We start from the raw sequence: 21,229 nt of genomic DNA, 5'->3' as shown, positions 1-21,229 counted from the left end.
GGAAATTGAATGACATGAAACGACAATATCTGTAATTCAGATTGTCTACAGTTAATATACAGCGATGTTCTGACAAACCATTCATTATTAAAAGGAGGGACGACACTTTTTTTAAAAAGCATGTTGAAAAAGGGGGATGAAAATGAAGAAAAAAACGAAAAACAGACTCATCAGCTCTGTTTTAAGTACAGTTGTCATCAGTTCACTGCTGTTTCCGGGAGCAGCCGGGGCAAGCAGTAAAGTCACCTCACCTTCTGTTAAAAAGGAGCTTCAATCTGCGGAATCCATTCAAAACAAGATTTCGAGTTCATTAAAGAAAAGCTTTAAAAAGAAAGAAAAAACGACTTTTCTGATTAAATTTAAAGATCAGGCTAACACAGAAAAAGCGGCAAAAGCGGCTGTTAAAAAAGCGAAATCGAAGAAGCTGTCTGCCGCTAAGACGGAATATCAAAAGCGTTCTGCTGTTGTGTCATCTTTAAAAGTCACAGCCGATGAATCCCAGCAAGATGTCCTAAAATACTTGAACACCCAGAAAGATAAAGGAAATGCAGACCAAATTCATTCTTATTATGTGGTGAACGGGATCGCTGTTCATGCCTCAAAAGAGGTTATGGAAAAAGTGGCGCAGTTTCCCGAAGTGGAAAAGGTGCTTCCTAATGAGAAACGGCAGCTTTTTAAGTCATCCTCCCCATTTAATATGAAAAAAGCACAGAAAGCTATTAAAGCAACTGACGGTGTGGAATGGAATGTAGACCAAATCGATGCCCCAAAAGCTTGGGCACTTGGATATGATGGAACTGGCACGGTTGTTGCGTCCATTGATACCGGGGTGGAATGGAATCATCCGGCATTAAAAGAGAAATATCGCGGATATAATCCGGAAAATCCTAATGAGCCTGAAAATGAAATGAACTGGTATGATGCCGTAGCAGGAGAGGCAAGCCCTTATGATGATTTGGCTCATGGAACCCATGTGACAGGCACGATGGTGGGCTCTGAACCTGATGGAACAAATCAAATCGGTGTAGCGCCTGGCGCAAAATGGATTGCTGTTAAAGCGTTCTCTGAAGATGGCGGCACTGATGCTGACATTTTGGAAGCTGGTGAATGGGTTTTAGCACCAAAGGACGCGGAAGGAAATCCCCACCCGGAAATGGCTCCTGATGTTGTCAATAACTCATGGGGAGGGGGCTCTGGACTTGATGAATGGTACAGAGACATGGTCAATGCCTGGCGTGCGGCCGATATTTTCCCTGAGTTTTCAGCGGGGAATACGGATCTCTTTATTCCCGGCGGGCCTGGTTCTATCGCAAATCCGGCAAACTATCCAGAATCGTTTGCAACTGGTGCGACTGATATCAATAAAAAGCTCGCTGACTTTTCTCTTCAAGGGCCATCTCCATATGATGAAATAAAGCCGGAAATATCTGCACCGGGCGTTAATATTCGTTCATCCGTTCCCGGTCAGGCATATGAGGATGGTTGGGACGGCACATCAATGGCAGGGCCGCATGTATCCGCTGTTGCTGCACTGCTGAAACAGGCTAATGCCTCACTTTCTGTTGATGAGATGGAGGATATATTAACCAGCACGGCTGAACCGCTCACGGATTCAACATTTCCTGATTCACCGAATAACGGATATGGCCATGGTCTGGTGAATGCTTTTGATGCTGTATCCGCTGTTACAGATGGTTTAGGCAAAGCGGAAGGACAAGTTTCTGTAGAGGGGGATGACCAAGAGCCTCCTGTCTATCAGCATGAGAAAGTAACTGAAGCTTATGAAGGTGGCAGCCTGCCACTGACTTTGACAGCTGAAGACAATGTGAGTGTGACATCTGTAAAGCTGTCCTACAAGCTTGATCAAGGTGAATGGACAGAAATAACGGCTAAACGAATCAGCGGTGATCATCTAAAAGGAACGTATCAGGCAGAGATCCCAGATATAAAAGGAACTAAACTAAGCTATAAGTGGATGATTCAAGATTTTGGCGGTCATGTCGTTTCATCTGACATATACGATGTAACAGTGAAACCAAGCATCACGGTGGGATATAAACAGGACTTTGAAACTGCACCCGGCGGCTGGGTTGCGAGCGGAACAAATAATAACTGGGAATGGGGAGTTCCGTCAACTGGCCCAAATACAGCAGCATCCGGAGAAAAAGTATATGGAACGAATTTGACAGGAAATTATGCCAACTCAGCAAACATGAACCTTGTTATGCCTCCTATTAAAGCACCTGATTCAGGAAGTCTGTTCCTTCAATTTAAAAGCTGGCACAATTTAGAGGATGATTTTGATTACGGCTACGTTTTTGTTCTTCCGGAAGGTGAAAAGAATTGGGAGCAGGCTGGTGTCTATAACGGAAAGACATCAAGCTGGACGGACGAAGAAATTGATTTATCGGCTTATAAAGGTCAAAACATTCAAGTGATGTTTAACCTTCAATCAGATGAAAGCATTGCAAAAGAGGGCTGGTACATTGATGATGTAGTGCTTTCTGACAAATCAGCCGGAAAAACAGTCAAAAAGAATAAGCTGGGCGTCGAAAAGCCGTCTGGAAAGCAAAAGAAAAAGCCAGTAAATCCGAAAAAGGCTAAGCCATCTGCAAACACAGCGGTAAAACATCAGAACAAGGCTATACAGCCTCAAGTTTTGCCGCTCAGGGCACAAGTCAGTGTAGTGGAAACAGGAAAATCAACATATTCAGATCAATCCACAGGGCAGTACACGCTGAAGCACAAAGCGGGAGACTATACGCTTATGGCAGAAGCATATGGTTATCAGTCGAAAACACAAAAAGTGTCTTTAAAGACGGATCAGACGACACAAGCTAATTTTACGTTAGAAGAGATGAAGAAGGGCACATTAAAAGGCACGGTCATCAATAAAACGACAGGAGAGCCGGTAAAAGACGCTTCCGTTTATGTTGTAGAGGATGCTGCGGTGGAACCGGCTATGACAAACGATAAAGGTGAATATACGCTGGAGGCCTATGAAGGCGCTTATACGATTAAAGTCGCTGCACCGGGTTATTACAGTGATGAATTTTCCGTTGAGTTAAAAGGTGATGTTACAAAAGAAACTGCATTGAAGCCTTTCGTCGGTTATCCGGGTGAAATTGCATATGATGACGGAACAGCGGAGAATGCCAATTCCTATTTTGCTGCCGGTAACGGATGGGCGGTAAAAATGACGCTCGCTGACGGCAAGGACAAAGGCATGCTTACAGGAGGGCTGTTCAGATTCTGGGATACAGAGTTCCCAGATCCGGGCGGCACAGAGTTTAAGGTTGAGGTATACGATGCCACAGGAAAAGACGGAGCACCGGGCAAGAAAATTGCCGGGCCATTTAACGCTGAAGCTCTTCGCAATGGCGAGTGGACTAAGGTAGATCTCAGTTCAAAAGGGATTATGGTCGATAAAGACTTTTATCTCGTATATATCCAGTCGAAACCTGACCCGTATTCACCTGGACTGGCAATGGATGAAACCGGCAAGAATTCCGGCCGCAACTGGCAGTATATAGGTGGACAATGGGAGCCGGGTGACAAAGCAGACGGCAACTATATGATTCGCGCATTAGTTGATTACGAAGCTGCTGTACCTGAGATTACTTCACCGACAGACAAATCATACACAAATAAGGATAGCGTCACTGTAAAAGGAAAAGCTTCTCCTGGTACAACGGTACACATTTATAATGGAGAGAAAGAGGCAGGAGAAACGAAAGCCGCTGCGGATGGCACGTTCCATGCAGGCATCACACTCAACAAGGGTGAAAATGAGCTGACGGCAACTGCATCAACTGACAACGGAACAACAGATGCCTCCAGCCCAATCACGGTCACGCTTGATCAAGAAAAGCCTGAGTTAACGCTGGACACTCCAAAGGATGGCGGGAAAACAAATAAAGAAACGCTGACTGTCAAAGGGGCTGTATCCGATGACAATCTGAAAGACGTCAAGGTGAATGGCAAAAAAGCAACAGTAGCTGATGGTTCATACTCAGCCCGTATTCTTTTGGAAAATGGAAGAAATGAAATCAAGGTGATTGCTACAGACTTAGCAGGCAACAAAACGACGAAAAAGGCTGTCATTGATGTCAATTTTGATAAGCCTGTCATTTCCGGCTTAATTCCGGGAGAGGATAAAAACTTAAAAGCCGGTGAATCTGTGAAAATCGCTTTCTCAAGCGCTGAGGATTTAGATGCAACGTTTATCATTCGTATGCCGCTGACAAATGCAAGAGCGAGTGTGCAAAACGCCACCGAACTCCCGTTAAGAGAAATTTCTCCGGGAAGATATGAAGGCTATTGGACAGCCACTTCTTCTATTAAAGCAAAAGGAGCAAAAGTAGAAGTGATCGTACGAGATGATTATGGAAATGAAACAAGAAAAACTGCAAATGGAAAACTTAATATCAACACAGAAAATTAAGTGGAAAAAAGCTGCCGTCATTGGCAGCTTTTTTATATATCCTCTCATTACACTTCCTCGACAAATTAAGCAGATTTCCCTGAAAAATTGTATTTTCCTCTCAACATTAATTGACAGACTTTCCCACAGAGCTTGCTTTATACTTATGAAGCAAGAAGGGGAACAGCGTGAGGCAAGAAAGAAAGGAGTCAGATGTGAAAATCTATTTAGATGTCATTTGGCTGTTAAACTTTTGTTTTGATGCACTTTTGCTTTTGCTCACGGCATTTATTTTAAAACGGCATGTAAAAAAAAGAAGACTGGTAGGCGGAGCGTTCATCGGTTCCAGTATTGTCCTTTTGATGTTTACTCCTTTTTCGCCGATTGTTGAACATCCGGCTGGGAAGCTAGCTTTTTCAGTTGTGATTGTGGTGGTGACATTTGGCTTTAAAAGATTTCGGTTTTTCTTTCAAAATTTGTTTTCCTTTTATTTTGCCACTTTTTTAATGGGGGGAGGAATTATCGGAGCCCATTCTTTGCTGCAGTCAAATTCTATTGTTCAAAACGGTGTCATGATTACCAATCAAACAGGGTTTGGAGACCCGATCAGCTGGTTGTTTATTGTTGCTGGCTTTCCAGCATTATGGTTTTTTTCTAAAAGAAGAATTGAAGATATTGAAACAAAAAACATTCAATATGAGGAACGAGTCAGCGTGCAGGCAGATTTGGGCAGCCAAACACTTCATGTCAGAGGCCTGATTGATTCCGGTAATCAGCTGTACGATCCTCTTACAAAAACACCGGTAATGATCATTTACATTGATAAACTGGAGCCGATTTTCGGAACAGCCGAAACGATGATCATTCGAAACACAGACCCATTGGAAGCCATCGAACAGCTCGATGATTCCTTTCGCTTTTTAGATAAAATGAGGTTGATTCCATACAGGGGAGTTGGTCAGCAAAATCAATTTTTATTATGCGTTAAACCGGATCACGTAACGATTATGACAAAAGAAGAAATGATCTCTGCAGATAAATGTTTAATCGGCATCAGCACAACAAAGCTGTCGGCAGATGGAGAGTTTGACGCGATTATTCATCCGAAAATGCTTTCGGGCAAGGCTGTCAAACACGTTTCATAATGTTCGCAAATGTCCGTTACTTATCATACTCAAACGGCGTGACATTTAGAAGGGAGAGGAAGATGAAAAAACTGAAATTACGGTTGACGCACCTCTGGTATAAGCTGCTGATGAAACTTGGGCTGAAAAGTGATGAAGTCTATTACATAGGCGGGAGTGAAGCCCTGCCGCCTCCATTATCTAAAGATGAGGAGCAGGTTTTGTTAATGAAGCTCCCAAACGGCGATCAGGCGGCGCGCGCCATTCTAATTGAACGCAATTTGCGTCTGGTCGTATATATCGCCCGTAAATTTGAAAATACGGGAATTAATATAGAGGATTTAATCAGCATCGGTACCATCGGACTAATCAAAGCTGTGAATACATTCAATCCAGAAAAGAAAATCAAGCTTGCTACCTATGCCTCCCGGTGTATAGAAAATGAAATCCTGATGTATTTAAGAAGAAATAACAAAATCCGTTCAGAGGTTTCCTTTGATGAACCGCTTAATATTGATTGGGACGGCAATGAGCTTTTGCTTTCTGATGTGCTCGGCACTGACGATGACATCATCACTAAAGACATAGAAGCTAACGTCGATAAAAAGCTTTTGAAAAAAGCGCTTGAACAGCTTAATGAGAGAGAAAAGCAAATCATGGAGCTGCGGTTTGGGCTTGTCGGTGAAGAAGAAAAAACCCAAAAGGATGTAGCGGATATGATGGGGATTTCTCAGTCTTATATTTCGCGGCTTGAGAAAAGAATTATAAAAAGATTGAGAAAAGAGTTCAACAAAATGGTGTAAAAAATTTTATGGTTAGAACCCCTTGATTTTACAGGGATTTCCTGATTTCGACAGTTTTTCGGTCTGAGTGCAGTGCATATTTTTCCCACCCAAGGAGATACTTAACGTTGTACAGCAGCTCCTGTAGGGAGGGAAAAAAGTGTCGAGAAATAAAGTCGAAATCTGCGGGGTGGATACCTCCAAATTACCAGTACTCAAGAATGAAGAGATGGGAAAGCTGTTTAGGCAGCTGCAGGATGAAGGCGATGATTCAGCAAGAGAAAAGCTTGTAAACGGGAACTTGCGTCTTGTCTTAAGTGTCATTCAACGATTTAATAACAGAGGGGAGTATGTTGATGACTTATTTCAAGTCGGCTGCATCGGACTAATGAAATCCATTGATAATTTTGACCTAAGCCACAATGTTAAGTTTTCAACATACGCTGTACCTATGATTATCGGAGAGATCCGCAGGTATTTACGCGATAATAACCCGATCCGTGTCTCAAGATCACTCCGGGACATCGCTTACAAGGCGCTTCAGGTAAGAGAGCGGTTAATCAGTGAGACAAGCAAGGAGCCGACTGCAGAAGACATCGCAAAAGTTCTTGAAGTACCGCATGAGGAAATTGTATTTGCGCTTGATGCCATCCAGGATCCGGTTTCTCTATTTGAACCGATCTATAACGACGGCGGAGACCCGATCTATGTGATGGACCAAATCAGTGATGAGCGTAATACAGATTCACAATGGATTGAAGAGCTGGCTTTAAAAGAGGGCATGAGAAGGCTGAACGATAGGGAAAAAATGATTTTGAGAAAGCGATTCTTCCAAGGGAAAACCCAAATGGAAGTCGCCGAGGAAATCGGAATTTCTCAGGCGCAGGTGTCCAGACTTGAAAAAGCGGCTATCAAACAAATGAATAAAAATATTCATCAATAATGAAAAGCCTTTAAAACGATGTTGTTTTAAAGGCTTTTCTATTGATTACGGATGGTTTACGTTTTGGAAAAAGTAAGGTATCCTAGTTCGTACAAAGTTTTATGAAAATTAAAACAATTATAAAAGGCAATAAAGAGGAGGACCACGATGATTTTGCAGCTTGACAATGTCTCACTAAAACGGAATGGGAAATGGATACTGAGAGATATTCATTGGAAGGTGGAAGAAAAGGAAAATTGGGTGCTTTACGGCCTAAATGGCGCCGGGAAGACGGCGCTGTTAAATATGCTTTGCTCATATTATTTTCCAACATCAGGCGAGATGCAGGTGCTTGGCCATGAATTTGGCAAAACAGAGCTTGGGGAAAAGCTCAGACGTAAAATTGGCCTCGTCTCAGCAGCTCTTCAGCAAAAATTGTATCCGGCAGATTCAGCCTTTGAAATTGCTTTGAGCGGAGCTTACGCTTCGATTGGGTTATATGAAACGCCAAGTAAGGAAACCAGGGAAAAAGCGATTGGTTTGTTAGAGGACTTGGGAGCAATTGAATATGCCGATCGTCGCTATGAAACCCTTTCTCAAGGGGAAAAACAAAGAGCGTTGATTGCTAGAGCACTAATGGCCGATCCGGAGTTGCTGATACTGGATGAACCAGTCACAGGGCTGGATTTTATTGCCCGGGAAAAGTTGTTAGATACGATTACATACATTGCAAACAAAGAAAATGCACCATCTATCCTTTATGTGACTCATCATGCTGAAGAAATTCTGCCTGTCTTTGATAAAGCCCTTTTATTAAAACAGGGAGAGGTCTTTGGATCCGGAGAAATAAAGGAAATGCTTACTGATCAAGTACTTTCCGCTTTTTTTGATACGCCAATCCATGTATTATGGAATCAGGATCGGCCGTTTTTAACAAGAGCTGAGCCGATAACGAATGCCTGACAAACATATATAGATTCATCCTAGGGGTGCTTTGCGAAGCTGAGAGAGACTTTGTCTCAACCCTTTTGACCTGATCTGGATCATGCCAGCGGAGGGAAGCGGTGAAAAGCGGAGTACATCGGACTTCGTTTGTTTTTATTAAGCCGTTTCATCACATTTGAAACGGCTTTTTTGATTTTAAAGAATAGGAGCGGATTTACATTGGATCAACAAATAGACTCTTTGCAAAAAAAAGTGGAAGAACAAAAGGAGGAGCTTATTCAGCTTGCTAAAACACTGATTTCTTATCAAACACCCGCTCCGCCTGCAAGAAATACAGAGGGCATTCAGTCATGGATTGCGGGATTTTTAAATGAATTGGGATTCTCGATCGACAAATGGGATGTGTACCCTGGAGATCCCAATGTTGTCGGCAAGCTAAAGGGAACAGATTCAGCAGATTATTATAGCCTGATTATCAATGGTCATGTAGATGTGGCAGAGGTAAAAGAGGATGAAGAATGGAAGCACGATCCGTTTCATCCCATTGAAAAAAACGGTCTCTTAATCGGGCGAGGCGCTTCCGATATGAAGGGCGGAATGGCTTGTGTGCTGTTTGCTGTCAAATTAATTCGTGAAGCCGGCATTGAGCTTCCAGGTGATCTGATTCTGCAATCGGTTATTGGGGAGGAAGTTGGAGAGGCCGGCACACTTGAATGCTGCAAGAGGGGCTACCACGCTGATTTTGCAATTGTCGCGGATACGAGCGATATGCATATTCAAGGCCAAGGGGGTGTCATTACAGGCTGGATCGAAATCAAAAGCAGTCAAACATTTCATGATGGAACGAGACGGAATATGATTCACGCAGGCGGAGGAACATTCGGAGCAAGCGCAATTGAAAAAATGGCAAAAATCATTGCGGGGCTCGGTGAACTTGAGCGCCACTGGTCTATTATGAAAAGTTATCCCGGTTTTAAACCAGGCACAAATACGATTAACCCGGCAGTTATAGAAGGCGGCAGACATGCGGCTTTTATAGCGGACGAATGCCGGCTGTGGATCACAGTCCATTTTTATCCGAATGAAACCCATGACCAAGTGGCAGCGGAAATAGAGGATTACGTCAATCGGCTGAGTGACAGTGATATTTGGCTTAGGGAAAACCGCCCTGTATTCAAGTGGGGAGGCTCATCTATGATTGAAGACAGAGGAGAAATTTTTCCGGCATTGGAAGTTGACCCTGGCCACCCAGGCGTCTTAGTGCTAACTGCCTCTCATCAGAAAGTGAAACGGGAGTGTCCAATTATTGACGTTTCTCAATCAGTTACAGATGGCGGATGGCTGTATGATGCCGGTATTCCATGCGTAATATACGGTCCTGGAGATCTGCACAATGCACACTCTGTGAACGAGAAGGTATCGATTGAGCAGCTAGTAGAGTATACAAAAATTATACTCGATTTTATCATCAGCTGGTGCAGCCGGAAAAAAGAACAATGACATGAAAATTTCTTCTTGCTGACAAGGTTCAGCCTGCCCGTTCATATACTTGAACAAAAGGACGGAAAAAGGACGTGATGGAATGATCAGCATTTCAGAATTTCAGGTAAAGGATGTCGTCAATGTCTCAAACGGAAAAAAGCTGGGGAGTATTGGTGATATTGATATCAATGTGACCACTGGAAAAATTCAGGCGATCATACTCGGAGGAAATGGGAAAGTTCTCGGATTTTTTGGAAAAGAAGAGGAATTGGTCATTCCATGGCGAAATATAGTAAAAATCGGGGAAGATGTAATCTTAGTCCGATTAAGTGAACCACATGCATAAACCTGCTTGTCTGCCGCAGATTGGCAAATGCCGGAAGTCTCGATTCTTCCGGCACATTTCATTTAGAAATATGCAAATCGGCGCTCAACGAATGCAGTAAGATGTGGTAAAATAAGTGGGAAATTCCGCTTTTTTAATGTTTGTCGAAAGGTTGGATCATCATGAATACATATCACCCATTCAGTCTTACCACACCCTCGACACTCATGATACAAGACTGGGCTCAAACGAATCAAAACAACAAAGAGGTCATTGCCGGATTTACGACAAAAAACGGCGGTGTCAGCCAAAAGCCTTTTGAATCGTTAAATACAGGATTGCACGTTCATGACAAAGATGCAGATGTAGTTAAAAATCGTGAATATATTGCCGATATGTTTAATACTGATTTGCAGTCTTGGGTATTCGCTGATCAGACACATGATAATCGCGTTCAGAAAGTGACGCAGAGGGATAGGGGAAAAGGCGCCCGTGAGTATCACACGGCTCTAAAAGCAACGGACGGGCTCTATACAAATGAAAAAAATGTATTTTTAGCATTATGCTTTGCTGATTGTGTGCCTCTTTTCTTTTATGATCCGGTTAAGTCGCTTGTCGGAGTCGCCCATGCCGGGTGGAAAGGCACCGTCAAACAGATTGGCAGAGAAATGGTGAAGCAATGGACTGAGAAGGAAGGTTCAAATCCCTCAGATATTTACGCTGTTATTGGCCCGTCTATCAGCGGAGCATGCTATACGGTAGACGACCGCGTCATGGATGCTGTCCGCGCATTGCCGGTTTCAGCAGACCTTGCCGTTAATCAGACGGCAAAGGCACAATATCAGCTTGATCTGAAAGAGCTGAACCGTCTTATACTGATGGACAGCGGTTTGGCAAGTGAACAAATTTCTGTCAGCGGTTTATGCACGGAAAGCGAGCCGTCTCTTTTCTATTCTCACCGCCGCGATCAGGGGAAAACTGGACGGATGATGTCCTTTATCGGAATGAAGGAGGCATAAAAGATCTTGCGTGTTGTTGATAATTTACGACATATAAACGAACGAATAAACGAAGCATGTAACAGATCGGGCCGCAGCTCCGATGAAGTTACGGTTATTGCAGTCACAAAATATGTATCACCTGAAAGAGCACAGGAGGCAGTAGATGCTGGCATCACCTGCCTCGGAGAGAATCGGGATGCGGAACTGCTCCGCAAACAGGAATTGATGAAAGGTAATCCGGAATGGCATTTTATCGGCAGTTTGCAATCAAGAAAAGCAAAATCTGTCGTCAATGCGGTTTCCTATATCCATTCCCTAGACCGGCTCTCATTAGCGAAAGAAATTGAAAAACGGGCTGAAGGTACTGTACGATGCTTTGTGCAGGTCAATACCTCTCTTGAGCCTTCTAAACACGGCATGAAAAAAGAAGAAGTCATTCCATTCATACAGGAGCTTTCCGGTTTCGAACATATCCTTGTTGCCGGGCTGATGACAATGGCTCCGCTGACTGATGATCAAGATCAGATCAGAAGCTGTTTCAGGTCGCTGAGAGAACTCCGTGACCAGGTTCAGAAACTGAACCAGCCGAACGCTCCGTGTACTGAACTGTCGATGGGCATGTCAAATGATTTTGAAATTGCAATTGAAGAAGGAGCTACTTATATTAGAATCGGCTCATCGTTAGTCGGAAATGAAACAGGGGGTGTACAGCAATGAGTATGAAGAATAAACTGAAAAACTTTTTCTCAATGGAAGATGAAGAATACGAATATGAATATATTGAGACAGAGCGGGAATCTCATGAGGAGCATGAGCAAAAAGAAAAGCCGGCTTATACGGGGAATAAACCTTCGGGCAAACAGAATGTAGTGAGCTTGCAAAGTGTTCAGAAATCCTCTAAAGTGGTGTTGAGTGAGCCGCGCGTTTATGCGGAGGCGCAGGAAATAGCCGACCATTTGAAGAACCGGCGGGCAGTTGTCGTCAATCTTCAGCGGATACAGCATGACCAGGCGAAGCGGATTGTTGACTTTTTAAGCGGAACCGTTTATGCCATCGGCGGCGATATTCAAAGAATCGGCTCAGATATTTTCCTCTGCACGCCTGACAACGTAGATGTATCAGGCACAATTTCTGAGCTCATATCTGAAGACGAACATCAGAGGTGGTAAAGCGAGATGATCCTTTATCAAGTTTTTTCGGTTTTAAACTTATTAATCACAATATACTCATTTGCCCTGATCATATATATTTTTATGTCATGGGTGCCGAGTACGAGGGAAACAGCAGTCGGGCGTTTTTTGGCTTCGATTTGTGAACCATATCTCGAACCATTCAGAAAAATCATCCCTCCGATTGCAATGCTGGATATTTCACCAATCGTAGCAATACTTGTGCTTCGGTTTGCGACAACCGGCTTGTGGGGACTTTATCGCATGATTGCGTTTTAATGTGACAGTTTGATAGGGGCTTGGCAGCAGCCAAGCCTCTTTACATAGAAGGGAAAGACGATGAGCGATATATATCAGCACTTCAGAAAAGACGAGCGGGCCTTTATTGATCAGGCGCTCGAATGGAAAAGAATTGTCCAGGAGCAGTACCGGATGAAGCTGACCGACTTTTTAGACCCCCGAGAGCAGGTCATCCTCTCTGCTGTTACGGGACAGGCAGATGTCGGGCTTGCCTTTTCCGGCGGCTATGACAGAGCGGAGCGAAAACGGGCGATTCTGTATCCAGAGTACATTACTCCGGAAGTATCAGATTTTGAACTTCAGGCGTTTAACGTTTGTTATGCTGACAAGTTTGTCTCAGTAGATCATCGTTCTCTGCTTGGTGCATTAATGGGCATAGGATTAAAGCGGCAAAAATTCGGTGACATCGTGTTTTCTGAGACAGCAGTGCAATTGATTGTCTCAGCCGATACCGCTGATTTTGTGGCTGCACAGCTGACCCAAGCAGGCAAAGCGGCGGTCAGCCTAGAGAAAATCGACTTGTCAGACCTTAACATTCCAGCAGTTGATGTCGAAATAAGAGATGACACGGTTTCTTCTTTAAGGCTTGACGCCGTCTGCGCCTCTATGAGCAGGCAATCCCGCCAGAAATCACAGACGCTTGTGAAAAACGGCCTTGTGAAAGTGAACTGGAAGGTGGTTGAAGATCCTTCATACATAGTCGCGGAAGGGGACATGCTGTCAATCAGAGGTTTTGGCCGGTGCAGCTTAACAAAAATCGAAGGAAAAACCAAAAAAGACAAATGGAGAGTTACGTTTGAACGACAAAAATAGTCGGTTTTTCAGTTTTTTTCTCCATCTGTGCGAAATTTGTTTTATAATGTGAACTAGATAACCGTACTGAAATGTAAAAATGGAGGTGGCATCATGCCATTAACGCCAAATGATATTCACAACAAGACGTTTACAAAAAGTTTTCGCGGATATGATGAAGATGAAGTAAATGAATTCCTAGCCCAAGTCAGAAAAGATTACGAAATTGTTCTCCGCAAGAAAACTGAGCTTGAAGCGAAAGTCAATGAGCTAGATGAAAGAATCGGACACTTTGCCAATATTGAGGAAACATTGAATAAATCAATTTTAGTTGCTCAAGAAGCGGCTGAAGACGTAAAACGCAATTCTCAAAAAGAGGCAAAGCTGATCGTTCGGGAAGCGGAGAAAAACGCTGATCGCATTATCAACGAATCGTTATCAAAATCAAGAAAAATTGCAATGGAAATTGAAGAGCTGAAAAAACAGTCTAAAGTGTTCAGAACACGTTTCCAAATGCTGATTGAAGCTCAGCTTGATCTTCTGAAAAATGACGATTGGGATCATCTCCTTGAGTATGAAGTCGACGCTGTATTTGAGGAAAAGGAATAAATTCTCTGATTATCTTGACATTTTCTTAGCTTGTCGAATATAATACGTTCATAAATTCAGATGAAAAAACGGTTGAAAGGGACAGTCATGTTTCCTTCAGGCCTTCATAGCGACCCGGAGATGGTGAGAGTCCGGGATGGCCGGAATCATGTAGATCAGCCCTTTAGTTTCCTTGCTGAACTCACAGTAGGTTAGGACGTTCATCACGTTACGATGCTCAAGAGGAAAAAGTGTATGCTTGCTTTTTCTAAAAGGGTGGTACCGCGAGATAAGCTTTCTCGTCCCTTATGGGATGAGAGGGCTTTTTTATTTTCTGAAAAAATGCAGTGGAGGAATGAAAATGGATTTTAAAGACACGCTCTTAATGCCGAAAACAGATTTCCCGATGCGTGGAAATTTGCCAAACCGTGAGCCTGACATTCAAAAAAAATGGGAGGAAGAGGATATCTACCGTCTTGTTCAGGAACGGACGAAAGACCGCCCGAAATTTGTTTTACATGACGGACCTCCGTATGCAAACGGCGACATCCATATGGGCCATGCACTTAACAAGATTTTGAAAGACTTCATTGTCCGCTATAAATCAATGAGCGGCTACAACGCACCGTATGTGCCGGGCTGGGATACACACGGATTGCCAATTGAAACAGCTCTGACAAAAAACAAAAAGGTCAACCGCAAAGAAATGTCAGTAGCGGAATTCCGCAAACTATGCGAAGAGTACGCTTGGAAGCAAATCGAGGGACAGCGTGAGCAATTCAAACGTCTTGGTGTCCGCGGTGACTGGGAAAACCCATATGTGACATTAAAACCGGAATACGAAGCGCAGCAAATCCGCGTATTTGGTGAAATGGCAAAACGAGGCTACATTTACAAAGGCCTTAAACCGGTTAACTGGTCACCTTCAAGTGAGTCTGCTCTGGCTGAAGCCGAGATCGAATATCAAGACAAACGTTCAGCATCTATTTACGTCGCTTTTGGTGTAAAAGACGGAAAAGGCGTTCTTGAAAACGGTGAGCGCATCATCATTTGGACAACAACGCCTTGGACAATTCCGGCGAACCTCGGAATCTCAGTGCACCCTGATCTTGAGTACAGCGTGATTGCAGTAGGTGAAGACCGCTTTGTCGTAGCAAGTGCCTTAGTCGAAAATGTTGCATCGGCATGCGGATTTGATCAGTATGAAGTGACAAGAACGGTCAAAGGGAAAGATCTTGAGAACATTATCGCTGAACACCCTCTATATGGCAGAGACTCTCTCGTTATGCTTGGTGAACACGTAACAACTGATGCCGGAACAGGCTGTGTTCATACAGCGCCAGGACATGGGGAAGATGACTTTATCATCGGCCAAAAATACGGTTTAGATGTGCTTTGCCCGGTCGATGAAAAAGGTGTAATGACAAGCGAAGCTCCTGGCTTTGAAGGCATGTTCTATGATGATGCAAACAAAGCGATCACACAGCAGCTTGATGAAAAAGGCGCACTTGTGAAGCTTGAATTCATTACTCACTCTTATCCGCATGATTGGAGAACGAAAAAACCAACCATTTTCAGAGCGACAGCGCAATGGTTTGCGTCTATTAAAGATTTCAGATCAGACCTGCTGGATGCCATTAAAGAAACCAAATGGGTTCCTGAATGGGGCGAGCAGCGTTTGCACAACATGGTTCGGGACCGCGGAGACTGGTGTATTTCCAGACAGCGTGCGTGGGGTGTGCCGATTCCGGTATTTTACGCTGAAAACGGAGAACCGATTATTACAGATGAAACCATTGAACATGTTTCTGAATTGTTCAGACAGCACGGATCAAACATTTGGTTTGAAAAAGAAGCAAAGGATCTTCTTCCGGAAGGCTTTACGCATCCTGGCAGCCCGAACGGCACATTTACAAAAGAACAGGATATCATGGATGTTTGGTTTGATTCAGGCTCTTCACATCAAGCAGTGCTTGAAGAACGTGATGACCTCGTTCGCCCGGCTGATTTATACCTAGAGGGATCTGACCAATATCGCGGCTGGTTTAACTCTTCTCTTTCTACAGCAGTAGCCGTAACAGGGAAAGCGCCGTATAAAGGTGTGCTCAGCCATGGGTTCGCACTGGATGGAGAAGGACGCAAGATGAGTAAATCAATCGGTAACGTTGTTGTTCCGGCTAAAGTCATGAAACAGCTTGGTGCCGACATCTTAAGATTATGGGTATCTTCAGTGGATTATCAGGCGGACGTTCGCGTGTCTGACGCCATTCTAAAGCAGGTTGCGGAAGTATATCGTAAAATCCGCAACACGTTCCGTTTCCTTCACGGCAACCTTTTCGATTTTGATCCAAAAACAAATGCGGTGGCTGTCGAAGATCTTCGTGAAGTGGATCAGTATATGCTGATTAAGCTGAACAAGCTGATTGATAAAGTGAAAAAAGCGTATGATGAGTACGAATTTGCGGTTGTGTATCACAGCATTCATAATTTCTGCACAATCGAATTGAGCTCATTCTACCTTGATTTTGCAAAAGATATTGTCTACATCGAGCATGCGGATCATCCGGATAGACGCAGCATGCAGACAGTATTCTACGAAACGCTTCTTGCATTAGTGAAGCTTTCAGCGCCTATCCTTCCACATACGGCAGACGAATTGTGGTCTCATTTAACATTTGTTGAAGAGCAGAGCGTTCAGCTGACCGATATGCCGGAAACAATCGCGGTTCCAAACAGTGAAGCGACTGAAGAAAAATTTGACCGCTTTATGGCTCTTCGTGATGACGTGTTAAAAGCATTAGAAACTGCGCGAAATGAAAAAATTATCGGTAAATCTTTGGAAGCAAACCTGAAATTGTATCCAAACAAAGAAAACAAGGAGCTCTTGGCTTCCATAAAAGAAAACCTTTCTCAGCTGTTTATTGTGTCTGAACTGATAATCAGCGAAGAAAATGATGCGCCGAACGATGCGCAAAGTTTTGCGACGGGTAAAATCGCTGTCGAGAAAGCGGAAGGCGAAATGTGTGAGAGATCACGTGTGATTTCAAAAGATGTAGGTGCAAACCCGAAATATCCTACACTTTCATTACGCAACGCTGAAATCGTTGAAAAATACTATCAAAAATAATGAAAAGGGCCCGGCGTAAAAGCCGGGCTTTTTTTGTGCCAAGAGTGACATCCTTTAGAACGGCAGGAAAAATCTTATGGGCTTTAGATCATCATTCATAGGCAACAATAAAGGTACTACGTTAAGAGCAGGAGTTGTGAAGAATGAATGATCAACTGACCGCAATTTATACGGAACTTCTTCTGATGAAAGAAGAATTACAGTCGAGATTATTTGAGTATTCTTGCTTTCAGGTTTCTACAAGCCCGCAAGCAGCAATCAATCATAAACAAAAAGCAACTCTGATCTATCATATTAAAGAAGAGCTTCAAGACGTTCTCCTTGCATTGTCCAAAATCGAAAACGGCACATTCGGATACTGTGAAGAAACCGGGGCTCCCATTCCTCTTGCAAAGCTGGCAGTGCTGCCGACTGCCCGAACAGCAAACGATTTTCTTTATTCTGTCCAATTTGAAAAAAAAACGCTTCCGATATGGAAATCAACGGATATCGAATATGGTCAGGCACTGTATGAATAACAGTGTCTGGCCGGTTAATATGCCTGATATTTCTTTACTCCAGTGCTTTTTATTGATAAAATGCATAATGGATTAAAGTAACCGTAAACTGGAGGAACGTTTGTGCTGTATTATATGATTGCACTACTTATTATTGCAGCCGATCAATTGACAAAATGGCTAGTTGTTAAGAACATGGAACTTGGCCAAAGCATTCCGATCATTGATCAGGTATTCTATATCACCTCCCATCGCAATACGGGTGCTGCATGGGGGATATTAGCGGGTCAAATGTGGTTTTTCTACCTCATAACAACCGCTGTTATTATTGGTATTGTTTATTACATACAGCGTTATACAAAGGGACAAAGGTTTCTTGGCGTTGCCCTCGGACTTATGCTTGGCGGTGCCATCGGCAACTTTATCGATCGGGCTGTCAGACAGGAAGTTGTGGATTTTATCCATGTTATTATTGTCAATTACCCGATATTTAACATCGCGGACTCTTCATTATGTGTCGGCGTAATGCTTTTATTTATACAAATGCTGTTGGACAGCGGGAAAAAGAAAAAGGAGCAATAGCATGAATCAAATTGATATAACCGCTTCAGAAGAACAAAAAAGTGAGCGGATTGATAAATTTTTGGCATCGTCTGAGAATGATTGGTCAAGAACCCAGGTTCAGCAATGGGTAAAAGACGGACAGGTTGTCGTGAACGGAAGCGCGGTGAAAGCGAATTATAAAATTCAGCCGGGTGATCAGGTGACCGTCACTGTACCCGAACCGGAAGCGCTCGACGTCCTGGCAGAGCCTATGGATCTGGATATTTATTATGAGGACCAGGATGTGCTGGTCGTCAACAAACCTCGCGGAATGGTTGTTCACCCAGCACCCGGGCATCTTACGGGCACACTTGTAAACGGCCTTATGGCTCATTGCACAGACCTTTCCGGAATAAATGGCGTGATGCGTCCGGGTATTGTTCACAGAATCGATAAGGACACGTCCGGTTTATTAATGGTGGCGAAAAATGATATGGCACACGAGTCACTCGTAAACCAATTGGTCAACAAAACGGTCACCCGAAAATATACGGCCGTTGTCCACGGGCTTATTTCTCACGATGACGGCACAATTGACGCGCCGATCGGACGAGATAAGAAAGACCGTCAAAGCATGACCGTGACACGTGATGGCAAAAGCGCTGTCACTCATTTTCATGTACTAGAGCGTTTTCAGGATTTTACGTTAGTGGAATGCCAGCTTGAAACAGGGAGAACCCATCAAATTCGTGTTCATATGAGATATATCGGCTTCCCATTAGCAGGCGATCCGAAATACGGCCCAAGAAAAACAATCGACTTTAATGGCCAAGCGCTTCACGCGGGAGTTTTAGGTTTTGACCATCCACGAACAGGAGAATATGTCGAATTTGAAGCGCCGCTTCCTGAGGATATGGCAGAATTAATCGAAAACCTCAGAAAAAATGGTTGACAGAGGGTTTCTTTTCTGAAATAATAAACGAAGCTGAATAGATTCTTTAAAACAGTCCAGAGAGACTGAGAAGGATAACGGATAGACGGGATGCGTGTACAGGCGCGCACCTTGTCCTAAAACCCCTCTATGCTCTGGCAGGAGGGGTTTTTTCTTCTATATGAACTGTGAGGTGTCACACATTGAATCAAAAAGCTGTCATTCTCGACGAACAGGCAATCAGACGGGCGCTGACCAGGATTGCTCACGAAATGATCGAACGCAATAAAGGAATGAATAACTGCATTCTTGTCGGCATTAAGACAAGAGGGATTTACCTGGCAAAACGCCTTGCGGAACGCATTGAACAGATTGAGGGAAATCCTGTTACAGTCGGTGAAATTGATATTACTCTTTACAGAGACGATCTTTCTAAAAAAACAAGCAACGATGAACCGCTTGTAAAAGGTGCAGATATTCCGGTAGATATTACAGATCAAAAAGTCATTCTCGTTGATGATGTTCTGTATACCGGAAGAACAGTCAGAGCAGGAATGGATGCGCTTGTTGATGTAGGCAGACCTTCCTCCATTCAGCTTGCAGTGCTTGTGGACAGAGGACACCGGGAGCTGCCGATCCGAGCGGATTATATCGGGAAAAACATCCCGACATCAAAGTCTGAAAAGGTTATGGTTCAGCTTGATGAGGTAGACCAAAACGATCTCGTCGCCATTTATGAAAACGAATAATAAATCACCTTTTTAAGGGCAATCCAGAGAGGTTGCAAAGAGGTGCACAACAAAGGCCCAAAAAGTATTCGGCAGGTCTTTGTATGCCTCTTTGCGTAAAAAAGCAAAGAGGTTTTTTTATACAGTCATTGAGTCATCCTAAAATGAAAGTCAACAATCAGGGGGAAATCATCATGAGTAAGAAAAAAGTAAATTTAGGGGTCAGGGATGTCCCGACACCTTTCTCTTGGGTTTCATTCAGCCTTCAGCATTTGTTTGCCATGTTTGGCTCAACCATTTTGGTTCCGAAGCTCGTCGGAATGAGTCCTGCTGTGGCGTTGGTGACAAGCGGCATCGGAACACTGGCGTACCTTCTTATTACGAAAGGGCAAATTCCGGCGTATCTCGGTTCATCCTTCGCCTTTATTTCTCCGATCATTCTGGTAAAAGCGACCGGCGGGCCAGGAGCGGCAATGGTTGGAGCGTTTCTTGCAGGGCTGGTGTACGGGCTGATTGCCTTATTGATCAGGCAGCTTGGAACAGGATGGCTGATCAAGATTCTCCCGCCTGTAGTCGTAGGGCCTGTTATTATCGTCATCGGGCTGGGACTGGCAAGCACTGCGGTAAACATGGCGATGTATGCTGATCCAAACGCGAGTGAGTTGGTCTACAGCTTAAAGCACTTTAGTGTCGCAGGAGTTACGCTGGCAATTACGATTATTTGTGCGATTTTCTTACGAGGATTTTTAAGCCTGATTCCGGTTCTGATCGGAATCATCGGCGGATACTTGTTCGCCCTTACTCAAGGGATTGTCAACTTCCAGCCGGTGCTTGACGCGAAATGGTTTGCAGTGCCTGAATTTATCATTCCGTTCAAAGATTATTCACCGTCAGTTACACTCGGCATCGCAGCCGCAATGGTTCCTGTCGCATTTGTCACAATGTCAGAGCATATCGGCCACCAAATGGTGCTGAGCAAGGTTGTCGGACAAGATTTCATTAAAAAGCCAGGTCTTCATCGCTCTATTATGGGTGACAGTGTGGCGACAATCCTCGCTTCCCTGATCGGCGGTCCGCCGACAACGACATACGGAGAAAACATTGGCGTACTGGCCATCACAAGAGTATTCAGCGTCTTTGTCATCGGAGGAGCGGCAGTGATTGCTTGTTGCTTCGGCTTTATAGGCAAAATTTCAGCGCTGATCAGTTCAGTGCCATCAGCGGTCATGGGAGGCGTCTCCTTCCTGCTGTTCGGAATCATTGCTTCAAGCGGCCTGAGAATGCTGATTGACAACAAAATTGATTATGAAAACAACAGAAACCTCATTATTACATCAGTTATCCTTGTCATCGGTGTAGGAGGAGCTTTTATCCAAGTGTCTCAAGGCGGATTCCAAGTGTCAGGAATGGCGCTTGCCGCAATTGTCGGTGTCATCTTAAACCTGATTCTTCCGCAGGCGAAGGAAGAGCAGACAGACACATCTGAACATCATATCTAAAACCTTTTAATGAAAGTCCAGAGAGGCTTGGAAGGGTTATGAAGAGAAGGA

The 21,229-nt window shown here is 43.9% G+C and carries 19 protein-coding genes, 1 riboswitch and 1 other annotated feature; all 19 genes read left to right on the top strand.

Annotation, left to right across the window (positions count from 1 at the left end):
• The first annotated feature begins 142 nt into the window (after positions 1–142).
• The 19 genes from PUN35_RS06370 to pyrP all read left to right on the top strand — a co-directional run bounded on the left by PUN35_RS06370 (position 143) and on the right by pyrP (position 21,178).
• Positions 143–4,444, top strand: a complete 4,302-nt coding sequence (locus tag PUN35_RS06370; protein ID WP_014479728.1) for a bacillopeptidase F — start codon at positions 143–145, stop codon at positions 4,442–4,444.
• 194 nt (positions 4,445–4,638) lie between these two features.
• A complete protein-coding gene (gene spoIIGA / locus PUN35_RS06365; RefSeq protein ID WP_014479729.1) occupies positions 4,639–5,568 on the top strand; it encodes a sigma-E processing peptidase SpoIIGA in 930 nt (309 codons plus the stop codon).
• 62 nt (positions 5,569–5,630) lie between these two features.
• A complete protein-coding gene (gene sigE / locus PUN35_RS06360; protein ID WP_003221446.1) occupies positions 5,631–6,350 on the top strand; it encodes an RNA polymerase sporulation sigma factor SigE in 720 nt (239 codons plus the stop codon).
• A 139-nt stretch (positions 6,351–6,489) separates the two neighbouring features.
• Positions 6,490–7,272 (top strand): RNA polymerase sporulation sigma factor SigG, encoded by a 783-nt coding sequence (gene sigG, locus PUN35_RS06355; RefSeq protein ID WP_033881656.1) that lies wholly within the window; start codon positions 6,490–6,492, stop codon positions 7,270–7,272.
• A gap of 147 nt (positions 7,273–7,419) precedes the next feature.
• On the top strand, positions 7,420–8,214 hold the full coding sequence (locus tag PUN35_RS06350) for an ABC transporter ATP-binding protein (RefSeq protein WP_014479731.1): 795 nt from the start codon (positions 7,420–7,422) through the stop codon (positions 8,212–8,214).
• A gap of 12 nt (positions 8,215–8,226) precedes the next feature.
• A riboswitch (TPP riboswitch) is annotated at positions 8,227–8,328 on the top strand.
• An 87-nt stretch (positions 8,329–8,415) separates the two neighbouring features.
• Complete coding sequence (gene ylmB / locus PUN35_RS06345; RefSeq protein WP_033881661.1) at positions 8,416–9,696, top strand: N-formyl-4-amino-5-aminomethyl-2-methylpyrimidine deformylase; 1,281 nt, start codon at positions 8,416–8,418, stop codon at positions 9,694–9,696.
• 82 nt (positions 9,697–9,778) lie between these two features.
• Complete coding sequence (locus PUN35_RS06340; protein ID WP_003232153.1) at positions 9,779–10,024, top strand: YlmC/YmxH family sporulation protein; 246 nt, start codon at positions 9,779–9,781, stop codon at positions 10,022–10,024.
• A 161-nt stretch (positions 10,025–10,185) separates the two neighbouring features.
• A complete protein-coding gene (gene pgeF / locus PUN35_RS06335; protein ID WP_015483207.1) occupies positions 10,186–11,022 on the top strand; it encodes a peptidoglycan editing factor PgeF in 837 nt (278 codons plus the stop codon).
• A gap of 6 nt (positions 11,023–11,028) precedes the next feature.
• A complete protein-coding gene (locus PUN35_RS06330) occupies positions 11,029–11,721 on the top strand; it encodes a YggS family pyridoxal phosphate-dependent enzyme (RefSeq protein WP_014479734.1) in 693 nt (230 codons plus the stop codon).
• Positions 11,718–12,173, top strand: coding sequence for a cell division protein SepF (sepF, locus tag PUN35_RS06325; RefSeq protein WP_014479735.1), 456 nt, complete (start codon positions 11,718–11,720; stop codon positions 12,171–12,173). The genes PUN35_RS06330 and sepF overlap by 4 nt, the downstream gene beginning before the upstream one ends.
• A 6-nt stretch (positions 12,174–12,179) precedes the next feature.
• On the top strand, positions 12,180–12,452 hold the full coding sequence (locus PUN35_RS06320; protein ID WP_014479736.1) for a YggT family protein: 273 nt from the start codon (positions 12,180–12,182) through the stop codon (positions 12,450–12,452).
• Positions 12,453–12,512: 60 nt separating this feature from the next.
• Positions 12,513–13,286, top strand: a complete 774-nt coding sequence (locus PUN35_RS06315) for a YlmH family RNA-binding protein (protein ID WP_014479737.1) — start codon at positions 12,513–12,515, stop codon at positions 13,284–13,286.
• Between the two features lie 93 nt (positions 13,287–13,379).
• On the top strand, positions 13,380–13,874 hold the full coding sequence (divIVA, locus tag PUN35_RS06310) for a septum site-determining protein DivIVA (RefSeq protein WP_003221468.1): 495 nt from the start codon (positions 13,380–13,382) through the stop codon (positions 13,872–13,874).
• A 62-nt stretch (positions 13,875–13,936) separates the two neighbouring features.
• Positions 13,937–14,163, top strand: a binding site (T-box leader).
• A gap of 51 nt (positions 14,164–14,214) precedes the next feature.
• Positions 14,215–16,980 (top strand): isoleucine--tRNA ligase, encoded by a 2,766-nt coding sequence (gene ileS / locus PUN35_RS06305; RefSeq protein ID WP_014479739.1) that lies wholly within the window; start codon positions 14,215–14,217, stop codon positions 16,978–16,980.
• Positions 16,981–17,123: 143 nt separating this feature from the next.
• On the top strand, positions 17,124–17,498 hold the full coding sequence (gene ylyA, locus PUN35_RS06300) for a sporulation-related RNA polymerase-binding protein YlyA (protein ID WP_014479740.1): 375 nt from the start codon (positions 17,124–17,126) through the stop codon (positions 17,496–17,498).
• 102 nt (positions 17,499–17,600) lie between these two features.
• Positions 17,601–18,059 (top strand): signal peptidase II, encoded by a 459-nt coding sequence (gene lspA, locus PUN35_RS06295; RefSeq protein ID WP_014479741.1) that lies wholly within the window; start codon positions 17,601–17,603, stop codon positions 18,057–18,059.
• Position 18,060: 1 nt separating this feature from the next.
• Positions 18,061–18,972, top strand: coding sequence for an RluA family pseudouridine synthase (locus tag PUN35_RS06290; RefSeq protein WP_014479742.1), 912 nt, complete (start codon positions 18,061–18,063; stop codon positions 18,970–18,972).
• Positions 18,973–19,154: 182 nt separating this feature from the next.
• Positions 19,155–19,700 (top strand): bifunctional pyrimidine operon transcriptional regulator/uracil phosphoribosyltransferase, encoded by a 546-nt coding sequence (gene pyrR / locus PUN35_RS06285; protein ID WP_003232127.1) that lies wholly within the window; start codon positions 19,155–19,157, stop codon positions 19,698–19,700.
• Positions 19,701–19,873: 173 nt separating this feature from the next.
• Positions 19,874–21,178: a uracil permease PyrP gene (pyrP, locus tag PUN35_RS06280; protein WP_033881657.1), complete on the top strand. Its 1,305-nt coding sequence runs from the start codon at positions 19,874–19,876 to the stop codon at positions 21,176–21,178.
• The last annotated feature ends 51 nt before the right edge of the window (positions 21,179–21,229 follow it).

The organism is Bacillus sp. N3378-2at (assembly GCF_033412715.1).
Lineage (GTDB): Bacteria > Bacillota > Bacilli > Bacillales > Bacillaceae > Bacillus > Bacillus subtilis.
Note: the sequence above shows the minus strand (reverse complement) of the source record. Positions and strands in the feature narration are given on the sequence as shown.

Bases quoted from the DNA above. Each gene is read 5' to 3' on its own strand.
- PUN35_RS06370 (WP_014479728.1), top strand. From the start codon at position 143: ATGAAGAAAAAAACGAAAAACAGACTCATCAGCTCTGTTTTAAGTACA.
- sigE (WP_003221446.1), top strand. From the start codon at position 5,631: ATGAAAAAACTGAAATTACGGTTGACGCACCTCTGGTATAAGCTGCTG.
- PUN35_RS06350 (WP_014479731.1), top strand. From the start codon at position 7,420: ATGATTTTGCAGCTTGACAATGTCTCACTAAAACGGAATGGGAAATGG.
- PUN35_RS06340 (WP_003232153.1), top strand. From the start codon at position 9,779: ATGATCAGCATTTCAGAATTTCAGGTAAAGGATGTCGTCAATGTCTCA.
- pgeF (WP_015483207.1), top strand. From the start codon at position 10,186: ATGAATACATATCACCCATTCAGTCTTACCACACCCTCGACACTCATG.
- sepF (WP_014479735.1), top strand. From the start codon at position 11,718: ATGAGTATGAAGAATAAACTGAAAAACTTTTTCTCAATGGAAGATGAA.
- PUN35_RS06320 (WP_014479736.1), top strand. From the start codon at position 12,180: ATGATCCTTTATCAAGTTTTTTCGGTTTTAAACTTATTAATCACAATA.
- PUN35_RS06315 (WP_014479737.1), top strand. From the start codon at position 12,513: ATGAGCGATATATATCAGCACTTCAGAAAAGACGAGCGGGCCTTTATT.
- divIVA (WP_003221468.1), top strand. From the start codon at position 13,380: ATGCCATTAACGCCAAATGATATTCACAACAAGACGTTTACAAAAAGT.
- ileS (WP_014479739.1), top strand. From the start codon at position 14,215: ATGGATTTTAAAGACACGCTCTTAATGCCGAAAACAGATTTCCCGATG.
- ylyA (WP_014479740.1), top strand. From the start codon at position 17,124: ATGAATGATCAACTGACCGCAATTTATACGGAACTTCTTCTGATGAAA.
- PUN35_RS06290 (WP_014479742.1), top strand. From the start codon at position 18,061: ATGAATCAAATTGATATAACCGCTTCAGAAGAACAAAAAAGTGAGCGG.
- pyrP (WP_033881657.1), top strand. From the start codon at position 19,874: ATGAGTAAGAAAAAAGTAAATTTAGGGGTCAGGGATGTCCCGACACCT.